The 12,424-nt window shown below is 42.7% G+C and carries 11 protein-coding genes; 3 read left to right on the forward strand and 8 right to left on the reverse strand.

The genetic code is table 11. From position 1 onward, the window contains the following. Positions 1-102 precede the first annotated feature (102 nt). Together NR125_RS08500 and NR125_RS08505 are read right to left on the reverse strand one after the other, a co-directional pair. The gene (locus NR125_RS08500; RefSeq protein ID WP_009331776.1) at positions 103-1,593 is read right to left on the reverse strand and encodes a potassium/proton antiporter; all 1,491 of its coding nucleotides are present in this window, start codon (positions 1,591-1,593) and stop codon (positions 103-105) included. Positions 1,594-2,097: 504 nt separating this feature from the next. After that, positions 2,098-2,640: a GNAT family N-acetyltransferase gene (locus NR125_RS08505; RefSeq protein WP_009331785.1), complete on the reverse strand. Its 543-nt coding sequence runs from the start codon at positions 2,638-2,640 to the stop codon at positions 2,098-2,100. 270 nt (positions 2,641-2,910) lie between these two features. Here NR125_RS08505 and liaG point away from each other — a divergent pair, with 270 nt between their 5' ends. Continuing rightward, positions 2,911-3,765 (forward strand): LiaG family protein, encoded by an 855-nt coding sequence (gene liaG, locus NR125_RS08510; RefSeq protein WP_009331787.1) that lies wholly within the window; start codon positions 2,911-2,913, stop codon positions 3,763-3,765. A 127-nt stretch (positions 3,766-3,892) separates the two neighbouring features. After that, entirely contained in the window at positions 3,893-4,585 is a 693-nt protein-coding gene (locus NR125_RS08515; protein WP_009331788.1) for a C39 family peptidase, read from the forward strand. A gap of 229 nt (positions 4,586-4,814) precedes the next feature. Here the strand turns inward: NR125_RS08515 and NR125_RS08520 are convergent, their stop codons facing one another. After that, the gene (locus tag NR125_RS08520) at positions 4,815-5,822 is read right to left on the reverse strand and encodes an LLM class flavin-dependent oxidoreductase (RefSeq protein WP_071156648.1); all 1,008 of its coding nucleotides are present in this window, start codon (positions 5,820-5,822) and stop codon (positions 4,815-4,817) included. A 141-nt stretch (positions 5,823-5,963) separates the two neighbouring features. Between NR125_RS08520 and NR125_RS08525 the strand changes: the two genes are divergently transcribed. Beyond that, on the forward strand, positions 5,964-6,680 hold the full coding sequence (locus NR125_RS08525; RefSeq protein ID WP_009331790.1) for a 3-ketoacyl-ACP reductase: 717 nt from the start codon (positions 5,964-5,966) through the stop codon (positions 6,678-6,680). Positions 6,681-6,792: 112 nt separating this feature from the next. On the opposite strand, the gene NR125_RS08530 is transcribed toward NR125_RS08525, so the two are convergent. The 5 genes from NR125_RS08530 to rbsB form a co-directional block, all read right to left on the reverse strand. Continuing rightward, positions 6,793-9,900 carry an MMPL family transporter gene (locus tag NR125_RS08530; RefSeq protein ID WP_009331791.1) on the reverse strand — a complete coding sequence of 1,036 codons (3,108 nt, stop codon included), beginning with the start codon at positions 9,898-9,900 and terminating at the stop codon, positions 6,793-6,795. Between the two features lie 156 nt (positions 9,901-10,056). Beyond that, positions 10,057-10,506 carry a MarR family winged helix-turn-helix transcriptional regulator gene (locus NR125_RS08535; RefSeq protein ID WP_009331792.1) on the reverse strand — a complete coding sequence of 150 codons (450 nt, stop codon included), beginning with the start codon at positions 10,504-10,506 and terminating at the stop codon, positions 10,057-10,059. Between the two features lie 100 nt (positions 10,507-10,606). Further along, positions 10,607-10,849, reverse strand: coding sequence for a hypothetical protein (locus tag NR125_RS08540; RefSeq protein WP_009331793.1), 243 nt, complete (start codon positions 10,847-10,849; stop codon positions 10,607-10,609). Positions 10,850-11,043: 194 nt separating this feature from the next. Next, entirely contained in the window at positions 11,044-11,310 is a 267-nt protein-coding gene (locus NR125_RS08545) for a nuclease-related domain-containing protein (RefSeq protein ID WP_139266819.1), read from the reverse strand. 141 nt (positions 11,311-11,451) lie between these two features. Continuing rightward, entirely contained in the window at positions 11,452-12,393 is a 942-nt protein-coding gene (rbsB, locus tag NR125_RS08550; protein ID WP_256815042.1) for a ribose ABC transporter substrate-binding protein RbsB, read from the reverse strand. Positions 12,394-12,424 lie beyond the last annotated feature (31 nt).

Raw genomic sequence — 12,424 nt, forward strand, 5'->3', positions numbered from 1 at the left:
TTATCCGCTATTTTACTTGGTTTATCCGCGAAAAAACACAAATATCCGTGAAATTGCAAAAAAACCAGTGCAGATCTTTCTCCACACTGGTTCCTTATTTGACTACGCCTCTGCTTCAACCAGAGTTTCAGCTGGTTTTTTCTTTTTCAGCAGCAGCTTGAGCTCTCTTTTATATTTTCTCTTAGTAAGGATGTAAAGAAAATCTCCCTGCTCAATTTGGGTGTTGCCTGTCGGAGTAATTAACTCATCTTTACGAATGATTGCATTGACCAGTGCGCCTTCAGGAAACGGGATCTCCATCAGATTTTGCCCGATAATGAATGCATCATCTTCTATTTCGAATTCAATCATTTCAGCATCTGCTTTTCCAAGGGAAACCAATTCCAGGGAATGCATGGGAGTAGCCTTCTCAGGCCCAGTAAGACCGAGCTTTTCGGCTAACAATGTAATCGTTGACCCCTGGATAAGAGCGCTTGTCAGGACAACGAAGAAGACAACATTGAAAATTTCGTGACTTCCTTCCACACCGGATAACAGCGGGAAAGTGGCCAGCACGATTGGCACAGCTCCTTTTAATCCTGCCCAAGATAAGAAGATCAATTCCTTCATTGAGAAGCCCATCTTGATGGTGGTTAAGAACACAGCAGCAGGTCTGGCAACAAATATAAGAAGAGCTGAAAGAGCCAGGCCTTTTAGCAAAATGTCAGATTGGAAAAGCTCATTCGGGAAGACCAGGAGACCCAAAATAACGAACATCGCAATTTGCATCATCCAGGCAAACCCTTCTGTAAAACGGAAAACAGAGTGGCGATAGGCAATGTCTGCGTTTCCTATCATAATACCCGCCACATATACAGCAAGAAGGCCGCTGCCTCCCAGATAAGCTGTTATTCCATATGTCAGCATGGCAAATCCTGTTGCAAACACAGGATAAAGCCCGCTTGAATCCAAGTTAATTTTATTCAATGACCATATTGCGAATTTGCCAAACAGGAGACCGGCTATTGCTCCCACTCCCATTTGGATAAAGAAGGAACCAACAAGCGAGAAAATGCCGGAGCCGGGAGTCATGATTAATTCAATCATGGCAACTGTCAGGAATACTGCCATGGGATCATTGGAGCCAGATTCGGCTTCCAATGTTGCGGAAATCCTGGATTTTATATTTTGCCCTTTCAATACAGCAAAAACGGCAGCTGCATCAGTCGATCCGACAATCGCGCCAAAAAGCACCGCGACAGTCCAATCCACCCCAAGAATAAACTTTGCCGCCACAGCAACAAGACCAGTGGTAATCACAACACCTAAGGTTGCCAGTGATAAGGAAGGTGCAATGACCGTCCGAGCTGTTTTCCAGTTCGTCTGCAGTCCACCTTCAAACAAAATAATGATAAAGGCCAAAACCCCAATCATCTGAGCAATTCTCGCATTATCAAAATAAATGAATTGCCCTAATCCCATCCCGACCGCGATAAAGAGAACAAGAGCAGGCACGCCGAGCCGTGCAGAAAATTTAGTTGTCATAACTCCAGTAATAAACAGAATAGCAGCCAATAGGATAAGTGCATCTGTGTGCCAAATAAATTCAGCCAATACGAATCACCTTCTTTATTTAGATTTAATTAAAGGATATAGGTTATAAAAAATGTTTTATTATTGTTGAGGAATTCTTTTTATGACTCAGTAAAGCTGTATGAAAGGAGACAATATCATGCAAAATTAAGTCTCAGTTTGTTCAGACTTAAGTGACTTTTTTACAACGGAGAATTTGCCTTGCTTTTGAACAATTTCTTTTAAAGTGAAGAATGACTTGTGTTCTTTACGAAAAAGGCAGAATTTAATGTTAGCCAGTGTAATGCCCGGAGAAGTGATGACAACAGTTCATGACGGATCTTTAGCATGGTGAAGAGCTGCTGTTAGAATAGAAGTGACAGTGAGCCGCGAGCTTTGTTTCCAGCATAAGATTATCTTTTGCCGCTTCCGCTGTCTTTATCGTTTTTTTAATGTAACATAAATACATCATAACATATATTATGTAACATTGCACTTCATATGCATGCTTTTAATAAAAATCGGACTTGCCATTAGGCAAATCCGCTAAATTTCTTTAGATAGATGAATCATCTCATCTTCCAGTTTATACTCCTTATATCCGCAGCGTTTATAGAGGTTTACCGCACTATTCCAGGCAATATTTGTTTCGAGGACAACTTTTCTGTAACCGGCTGCTTTGGCGCGTTCCCCCAGTTGCCGTACCATCATACTGGCAATGCCCTGACCCCGGAATTCCTTTTTTACAGACATTCGCTGCAGCCTGCATTCCCCTTTGCCTTCATTGGTCATTGCACCCGTACACACCAGTTCATTTTCAATCAAACCAGCCAGAAAAAGGGTACCCTCACCGTTATATGTTTCTGTAAGGTAATTCAAATCAGAATTTAACGAATGGTCAATAAATCCGAAGCGTTCCTGGAATCCATTCAGTATTAATTCTTTTGCAGCAGTCTCGTGATCTTTTGAGATCTGTACAATCTTTAAATCCGATTTAATCATTTTCAGCTCAGCAGCAGCCAGTTTTTTATCGCATACCTCAGGCATACCGCCATTAATTGTTTTTCCATTGACAGTAGTGGTTTTCATAGATTCTCCTGTTTTTTCCTTTTATAATAAGATATTAGCAGTAAAAAGAAAATTCTTTTTAGAAAGTTAAAATAAGCGGAGCTTCTCTCTAGAACTTTTGCTGCTCTGAATACATTCCAGTTTGCGCATCCCCGCCGGACAAAAAAACGTTATACTTTATTCCGTACGCCTCAAGTCTTAGCTGAATTTAAAGCTGGGGCTCAATGTGCATGAATTGGGATTAACATAAAATATAATTAAGAAATTTATGAAGGAAAGCAGGGGTTCATAGTGAAAAGGATTTTCGCCATTTTTATCATTTTAATCTGTTCTTATTTGCTCTTTACCGGCGTAAACAGCTGGCTCAGTTCTGGAGGAAACAGTACCGAAGCTTCTCTCAGCAAGAGGACAGATCATATCAGCATAGATGTATCAAGTTCAGATACAGTCATTATTCCTGAAAAGAGAAATGATGTTAGAGCAGTGCTTGACGGTAAAGGGAAAGTGACCGTAAATAAGTCAGGAAACGAAGTTCGTGTAGAATACAAAAGAAAATGGCTGGACGGCTTTCAGTTTTTCAATAATAAAAGCAATCTGAGGATTTACATTCCTGAAGATTTCAATAAGTCCATGTCAATTGACATTGGTTCTGGCCGTCTGAATTTTGCCGGTGAATCTAAAAGCAAGCCTTTCGAGCTTGAGAGTCTGGATGTTCATATGAGCTCCGGCAAAGTTAGCCTTGCCAACATTAAGACTGATGAATTTGAGCATGAAGGGTCATCAGGGATGATGGAAGCAGATCATATAACTACCCGTGCAGGAGAAATAGATATGAGTTCCGGCAAAGTAAAGATCCGCAACTACCAGGGCAAGCTTGATGCCGGAGTATCGTCGGGACAGCTGGATATAATGGTCGGCAAACTGATTGACTCAATTAAAGTGGAAGCAAGTTCAGGCTTTGTCCGTCTTGATTTGCCTGATGATGCGGGCTTCACCTTAAAGGGCAAAGCAAGCAGCGGCCATATCAGCAGCAATATTGAATTGGATGATGAGAAACGCGATAAAAATGATATTTCCGGCAAACATGGATCTGGAGAACATGACATCCGTATCTCTGTCTCCAGCGGAAAAGCTGAAATTAATTAACTGCTGCATTGAAGTCCGGGAAACCGGGCTTTTTTTAATGCTGAATGAGGATTAAGACTCGACACCATGGGGAAATAGTCTTATACCATCATTTTGACAAGCGAAATCTCACAAAGGAGTGTGAATCTTGAAGAAAGCTATTTTACTGGCATCCATTCTGTTGTCAGGCTGCTCTTCATCATCCTGGATTCCCGGCCAGGAAAGTGAAACTGAATCCGCAGAGCAGGAGGACGGCAAAGTGTTAATTGATGCCCCTCATTATTCGCAAAAGCCTGAACTTGAAAGAGGATGTGAAGTAACCAGTCTTGCCATGCTCCTGAATCATGCAGGAGAAGAGACCAGTAAAATGGAATTAGCCGAAAAAATAAACCGTGTTCCTTTCGAAATGGATGGCTATAGGGGAAACATTCATAAAGGCTTTGTTGGCAATATGCAGACATTGGATGAACCTGGACTCGGTGCCTACCATGAACCCGTTGCAGAACTGGCTGAAAGCCATTTGCCCGGAAAAATTGAAGACCTGACAGGCAGCGGGTTCGACAAAGTAATCGAGCAGCTTGATGACGGGAGACCAGTCTGGGTGATCATCACCAGCACTTACGACGTATTGCCTGATTCAGAATGGGAAACCTGGGAAACTAAAGATGGCCCGGTCAAAATAACCTACCGAATGCATGCTGTATTAGCCACAGGCTATGATGAAGATCATATCTATGCAAATGATCCGCTTAAGGAGAAAAATACCCAATACCAAAAGGACAAGTTCATTGCCGGATGGGAACAGATGGGAAGACAGGCAATCACTTATGTGGATAAATAAAAACCGCGAATGTATGGGGATAATTTTTTGTCTCGATCAAGATTACCTATGTGGATAACTCTATTATTTCCTTGGATTATCCACTTAATGTGGATGAATCGGACAAAAAACACCTTATATTGTGGATACTTCTGAAAAATTGAAAAAGTCAATGAATTAGTTATGCACATTTTGAAATATGGGAAGCTCTAAAATAAAAATCATCCTCAATCCGCGGATGATTTGTGAATTACAAATTTTTAACTAAGCCGAAAGCTTCGGCCAGCAGTTTGTAAGAATTTAGCTTGTCTTGAAAGCCATGAATATTGGTAATGACCATAAACTCATCTGTTCCGTAGATTTCGCTGAGCAGCTTCAATTCCTCTTTTATTTTTGCTGGGGTACCAACTATCATCCGTTGGCGGTTTTCAGTAATTTTTTCTTTTTCCACATGTGTGAGCTGGATACCTTCAGCTTCTATGCTTGGGATTAATCTCGTATCTCTCCCTTTTTCAACTGCCAGAAGCCACAGATCCTGGCTCAAAGCCAGCTTCTCGGCCTCTTCCTGTGTCTCAGCGCATACAACAAAAATACACACATTTGCTTTCGGCTCAGACAAAGCTGCTGAAGGCTGGAATTGGCTGAAATATGTATCCATTGCTCTCTTTCCATTGGCGGGATTGATAAAGTGGCCATACGTAAAGGCAGCTCCATGTTCTGCTGCCAGTCTTGCTCCGCGATGCGTGATTCCAAGAAGCCATAATAATGCAGGATCTTCAGCCTGCGGAAAAGCTTTTACTTGCTGATAAGGATGGCCTTCTGGAAGCTCTTTGTTCAAAAACCCCTGCAAATCCCTAAGCTGTCTCGGAAACTCATTCAGACTTTTCCTTACTCCATCTGTCAGGGCAAGCCGGGTGGATGCGGATCCTCCGGGAGACCTTCCAATGCCCAGATCGATTCGTCCTGGAAATAGAGTTTGGAGCACATTAAAATTTTCGGCAATTTTATAAGGGCTGTATTGCGGCAGAAGGATTCCGCCTGAACCGACCTTAATTCGGCTGGTGCTTGATGCAATATGGGAGATAAGAATTTCCGGTGAGGAGCCAGCCATTCCATTCGAATTATGATGCTCAGCCACCCAAAAACGGGTGTAGCCAAGCTCTTCTGCCACTTGGGCAAGCTTGACTGTTTTACGAAAAGTTTCAGCTGCAGTATCCCCTTTTGCCACGACAGATTGATCCAAAACACTGAGCTTCATTAGAACTCCCCCTTTTATTGAAGATGATCTTATCACAAGGGATGCAGTTTCCTCAAATGTCCCGGCTGCGCAAGCGATTTATTAGGAAATTTACAGCCTTTCTGGTAGTATATGAATGATTTTTTTTAAGGAGGAAAAACGATGCATACATTAAAAGGCAAAACAGCTCTAATCACAGGAGCAGGCAGAGGGATCGGGCGTGCAGCAGCTATCGCGCTTGCGAAAGAAGGCGTCAATATTGGTTTGCTTGGCCGCACGATTGAAAATCTTGAAAAAATGGCGGATGAACTTAGCCAGTACGATGTGAATGTATCTGCTGCTGCAGCCGATGTTGCCGACCTTGAAGCCGTTACTCATGCAGTCGAGCATATTAAGTCAGACCTTGGCTCTGTGGATATCCTCATCAACAATGCCGGAATTGCCAAGTTTGGAGGATTCCTGGAGCTATCTCCTGATGAGTGGGAAAGCATCATCCAGGTCAACTTGATGGGTGTTTATAATGTTACAAGAGCCGTTCTTCCTGAAATGATCGAACAGAAGTCCGGAGACATTATCAACATTGCATCCACAGCCGGCCAAAAAGGCGCACCTGTCACTAGTGCATACAGCGCATCCAAATTTGCCGTTTTAGGCTTAACAGAATCCCTGATGCTTGAGGTTCGAAAGCATAATATTCGAGTTAGCGCATTGACTCCAAGCACGGTTGCCACTGATCTTGCGATTGAAACAAACCTGACAGACGGCAACCCGGAAAAGGTTATGCAGCCGGAAGACCTCGCAGAATTCATGGTAGCACAGCTGAAACTGAACCCTCGGGTGTTTGTGAAGACAGCAGGCATGTGGTCGACAAATCCGTAAGATTTTTGGAGGAGCCCCTATCGCTTAATGATTGGGGCTTTATTTTTTCTTTTTGGAATAAACTCTTTCTCCCATCAAAAAGAGACTGCCTTAAAGACAGTCTCGACATACATTAATTTGCGCTTCTTTTAAACGGCCACCAGTTTGCCTGGCCGAAGTTCTTGACCATAACCGGAATAAATAGCGGCAGCATTACTAGTGCGTAAAGCATTAATCCGACCAGAACGATAGACGCGATCTGCAATAGCGACAGCATCCCGGATGGCATCATGGCCGCGAATGTTCCGCCAAGGATAACAGCAGCTGAGATAATAACTGTGCCCATCTTTTTCATGGATAACAGCATTGCATCTGCAATTGAAAGGTCACGATATTCATTAAAGCGGTCCATTAAGAAAATGCTATAATCAACGCCAAGTGCGACCAAAATAACGAATGCAAAGAATGGAACTGCCCAGCTGATGCCCGAATATCCAAGCAGGTTTACAAAAATCGCTTCATTCATTGCCATACTTGTATAGTAGGTCAAAATCAATGAACCAATTAAATAGATTGGCATGATAATAGACCTGAAAAGGAACACAAGAATAATCGAAATACCAAGCAGCATCAATACAACTGTACGGGAATAATCCTGATCTGACATTGTGCTCAAATCAGCATTTGTGCTTGTAATCCCGCCTACTGCGACAACCGCATTTTCAAGCTTGGTCCCTTTTGTCGCTCTTTCCACCGCTTCTTTGATTTCACCCACCTGGTTAATGGCTTCGTTGGAGTAAGGATTTGCTTCTAGCACTACATCCATTGTCATGACTTTACGGTCCTCTGACAAATAGACATCAAACACCTGGGCAAACTCTTCATCCTCCAGAACTTCAGGCGGCAGATAGAAACCATCCATATTTTCCGAATTTGATAGGCCAGCCAGATAATCCTGTGCCGAACCGAGACCCTCAGACACCTGTTCCAGCCCATCTGCACTCTGGCCAAGACCATCTGTCAGCTGGCTGATTTGTCCGCCAAGACCGCTGAATCCTGCGAGCAGCTGTTCCTGCCCGCCATTGATTCCTGCTAAACCATTTGTCAGCTTCGGAAAATTATCCACGATTTGCCCCTGCCCGTCAGCAAGCTGATTGAGGCCAGCCTGCTGGGCTTCGATTCCTTTGACAAGCTGCTGAAGTCCGGCAGGTAGTTTTGACTGTTCTTTTAGTATTACATCAAATCCCTTATTTGCTTCTGCCAATCCATTATTTAACTCAGCAATCCTCAAATTCAGCTCATATAAAGCCCCTGTAACTTCACCAAAATTCTTTTGTATTGCCTGTTTGTAAGTTTGGTAGGTTTGATCCGCTGCTAACTGATCATAATTGGCATCAAGGTGGTTATATAAAGCATCATTTGCTGCCATTATTTCACCCAGTCCTGAACTGGCCTTAGAATATCCAGCTTGCAGCTGGGTTAACCCTTGTTGGGATAACTGGTAACCGTTTAAGAGTTTTTGATAATTTGCTGTAAGCTCTTCCGCTCCAGCTTTCGCATCACCTAATCCAGATTTAATTTGATCTGAACCCACAGACCCCTGGCGAATTCCATCTTCAATTTTTGCAAGGTTCGTCTGAATTTCACCAAGTCCGGACTTGATTTCATTGGTGCCAGAGATCAAATCGTTGATGCCTTTTGTGGCATTCTGCAGCTCAGGCTCTGATTTGGACAGTTCGCTGCTTGCTTCATTTAAGCCGTCTGAAATTTTATTTAATCCGTCCTTACCTTCTCCAAGGCCTTCTTCAAGAGTCTCAGCTTGTTTGGCAACAAAGAAGTCTTCGATTGGCTCTCCAGTTGGTCTTGTGACAGATCGGACTGTATCCACCAGATTTACTTTTTCAACCTCTCGGCTGATTTTTTCAGCCAGGCCTACATATTCTGCGGAATCCATTTCCTCATCGTTTTTCAAGACGATTTGCGTTGGCATGGATTCTCCTGGCCCAAAGCTGTCAGCAATGGCATTAAACGCTTTAATGGAATTAACATCTCCTCCGATTTCCTCAAGGGAGTTGTAAGAAAGTTCTCCGTCATATGTCACCAGGAACGGCACACAAACGGCTGCCACTATAAGCAATGCCACGAATGGACGCGCAAGAGAGAATCGCCCGACTGTACCCCATAGGTTGCTTTCTCCATGCTCGGCACTCTTTTTCGAAGGCCAGAAAATTTTCTGCCCCAGCACCGCCATAAAGAATGGCACAATGGTAAATAAAGCAATTAATAATATTGCTACACCAATGGCCACAGCTGCTGCTGACTGATAAAGAATAAATTGCGAGAAGCCAATTGCAGCAAAGCCAATCATAACAGCCAAGCCGCTGAAAAATACTGTGCGGCCCGCATTCCGGTATGTTGCCACAATGGCATCCGCTGTGCTTTCATTATAGGAAAGTTCTTCTTTAAAGCGGCTTAGCAGAAGGATACAATAGTCTGTTCCAATCCCAAACAGAATCGCCACAAGGAAAATCTGAGTATAGTTTGAAATTGGAAAATCCAGTCTATCCACTAAAAATGCCACTATGGATTGTGAGGCAAGATAGGTAAATCCAACTGTCAGCAGCGGGATAATGGGCGCAACCACTGATCGGAATACCAGCAGCAAAACAACCAGAATAAAGACGACTGTGATTCCTTCCGTCTTTTTCAGTCCTTCCTGCGAACTGTTCATGAGATCTTCATTGATCAGCCATTCACTCGTATAATAATGATCTACCTTTGCATCATCAATAGCTGAGTAAAGCTCTTCACTCAGCTCAGCTGGCTCACGGTCGTTCCAGCTTACATTGACAGAAGTCAGAATGGACTTGCCATCCTCTGAAACAAGCTGATCTTTCAAGCTTTCTTCATTAAAGTGGGTAAGAATTTCCGTAATTCCCATTTCGCCGCTTTTTTCTTCAAGCGTTCGGACAGCTTTCTCCGCTTCTTGGATTTCTTCTTCTGTCAGCTTTTTATCATTATGAAAAACAAGTGCGACCTGGGTCTCATCCCCGCCGCCTTCCTGCTTCTGCACTTCTTGCATGATATCCCCGGCAAGTGTGGATGAATACTCTTCAGGCACAGTAATCTGCCCTTTGTCACGGACCAGATCTGCCATGTTTGGCGCTGCCATAAACAAGCCGGCAACCACTGCGATCCAAACGACAATGACAAGCCATTTTCTTTTAATAATTGAATACACTCTTTAATCCCCCGCTTTGTTTTCTGATAAAGTGAAACTTCAATCAGTGGGGGTTCTCTCCCCCCACTGATTGTTAGTTGAACCAATCGGGCCTATACGGGCAGTTTGACTCCCGCTCATACTCCTTCGATTGCTCCTGAGTCTAGAACGGGAGCCTTACTGCCCGTTAGACTGCGATAGTACTTTATCCAATTTTTCAAAGGTTTCAATGAACTGCTGGATTTCGGCCTGATCAAATCTGTTTATCAGCGATTCTACAAGGTTATGAATCTTTTCTTCTGCTTTGACGTACAACTCATTCCCTTTTTCGGTAAGAGTCAGATAGACAACCCTGCGATCATTTTCATCTCGTGTTCGCTGAATCAGCCCTTTTTCCCACATGCGCGTGATCATCGCCGTAATCGCGCTCTTTTTCACGTCAAACACTTCTGCAAGCTCTGACGAAGTACAAGATCCCACCTGATTTATGTACCTCAGTGTAAAATGCTGGTCATTGGTCAGATCGCTGCCTATTTGATTTTTCACAAGTGACGCAGCCTTTTTCTCAACGGAAAAAGAAACGGCAATATACCGGTCGACCAAATCCTTAATATTTGGCACATTCACTTATATATTCACCTCACAAAGTAATTATTCTATCGTTTAACTGTTCAACTGTTTAACTATTAACGTAGTTAACTTTAATATAGGGGAAGATGGTTGTCAATTAAACTTCATCAAAAGGAATAAAATAACGTTTCCCTTTTTTATTTCCTGCACTTACTCCGCAAGTTTGCTTAAGAATCCGCTTTGCTGTATCACTGGATAGGCTGCCCAAATAATTTTGGGCTTCTTTATTTGTTATTGTTGGATTAATCAGGAGGGCATAATCATTTAATGCCTGAATATGTGTATCTTTTGAAACAGGGCTGCACGCAAGGCATTTCCAGTTGCCATGGCCCCTGTTCATAGGAAACGATAAACAGCTGGGACACTGAGCACCCTTTATCAAGTCATTTATCTGTAGAGCATATCTTTGAAGAATATCAATTTCTGCCGGATTATGATCATCTATTAGGCATGAATATAACTTCTTGAGCTGTCTTGAATTGAGGAGAGCGGATGTATATTTTTTTCATACAATCTCATTTTGCTGATGATATCCTAAGAGGGGATTACTAAATAAGGGATTATTTTATCACGGGAATCGAATTTAATTACGGTGCGCTCATTTGCGATAACAACGAGTGGTTCAATCGGAATGACAGGGAAACGGTACCTAACCAGCCAATTCTTTAAATCATCTGCCTGGCGTTTTACCTGTGCCACCGGGTCGGCAAAACCTTCCTCCTTACCTTCAATGGTCCAGATTATTTGTTTAAATGAGGAATTGAAGAAGATAGACCCTGAAAATAATAGGAATTCGACTATTCAGCAAGATATCCTTTTATTTGAATGAATGACCTTCTAAAAATTGAACTTACCAGCGAAATCTGAAATCAGCAGAACCTGACATTTTTCAGCAAAACCAAAAACAGTCCCCCATTTTGGAGGACTGCTTCATTTTAAAAATTATTTTTTAATCAATTCAAGTTCAACAGGAATAAATTCCTCCAGTTCTTCCCCAGCAAGAACCTTTGAAGCTGCATCTACTGCTTGCTCACCCATTAAGTCTGGCTTTTGGGCTACTGTTGCTGCCATTTTTTCGTCTTCTACCGCTTTAACAGCATCATCTGTCGCATCAAAACCGACAACAATTACATCCTCCATGCCTGCAACTGCCAAAGCCTGCACTGCACCAAGGGCCATTTCATCATTGTGGGCAAAAACCGCACCGAAATCACTAGTGCTTTGAATGATGTTTTCCATAACCGTTAATCCTTCTGCACGGTCAAAGTTTGCTGCTTGTTTTGCTGCAACTTCAAAGCCTTCAGCTGCACCGACTGCATCATTAAATCCCTGGCCTCTTTCACGTGCAGCAGATGAACCTGGAATTCCTTCAAGTTCAACAACCTTTCCAGATCCGCCAAGCTGTTCTATGATAAATTCACCGGCCATTTTTCCGCCTGCTGCGTTATCTGACGCAATATGAGTAACAACCTCGCCGCCTTCAGCACTGCGGTCAACCGTAATGACAGGAATATCTGCATTGTTTGCTGACTCAATTGCAGAGGCAACTGCTGCTGAATCTGCAGGGTTTACTAAAAGAATATCCACACCTTGCTGAATTAAATCTTCAATATCACTTACTTGTTTTGCAGGATCATTTTGTGCATCTACCGTTGTGATTTCTAAACCAAGCTCTTTTGCTTTCGCTTCTGCACCATCACGTAATGTAACAAAGAATGGATTGTTTAAGGTAGAGATAGATAATCCAATTTTCTGTGTGCCTTCTTTTTCCCCGCTATTTTGATCGGATGATTTCTCTGTACTGCCGCCGCCCTGTTCTAATGAACATGCACTTACTACCATAGCTGCAACTGCGATAATAAAAAGCTGAAATAATTTTTTCACTGCTAAAACCCCCTTGAAATTTTTCATATAA

The sequence above is a fragment of the Cytobacillus sp. Bac17 genome (assembly GCF_024519925.1).
Lineage (GTDB): Bacteria > Bacillota > Bacilli > Bacillales > Cytobacillaceae > Cytobacillus > Cytobacillus pseudoceanisediminis.

Bases quoted from the DNA above. Each gene is read 5' to 3' on its own strand.
- NR125_RS08505 (WP_009331785.1), bottom strand. From the start codon at position 2,640: ATGAAAACCACTACTGTCAATGGAAAAACAATTAATGGCGGTATGCCT.
- NR125_RS08520 (WP_071156648.1), bottom strand. From the start codon at position 5,822: ATGAAGCTCAGTGTTTTGGATCAATCTGTCGTGGCAAAAGGGGATACT.
- NR125_RS08525 (WP_009331790.1), top strand. From the start codon at position 5,964: ATGCATACATTAAAAGGCAAAACAGCTCTAATCACAGGAGCAGGCAGA.
- NR125_RS08540 (WP_009331793.1), bottom strand. From the start codon at position 10,849: ATGAACAGGGGCCATGGCAACTGGAAATGCCTTGCGTGCAGCCCTGTT.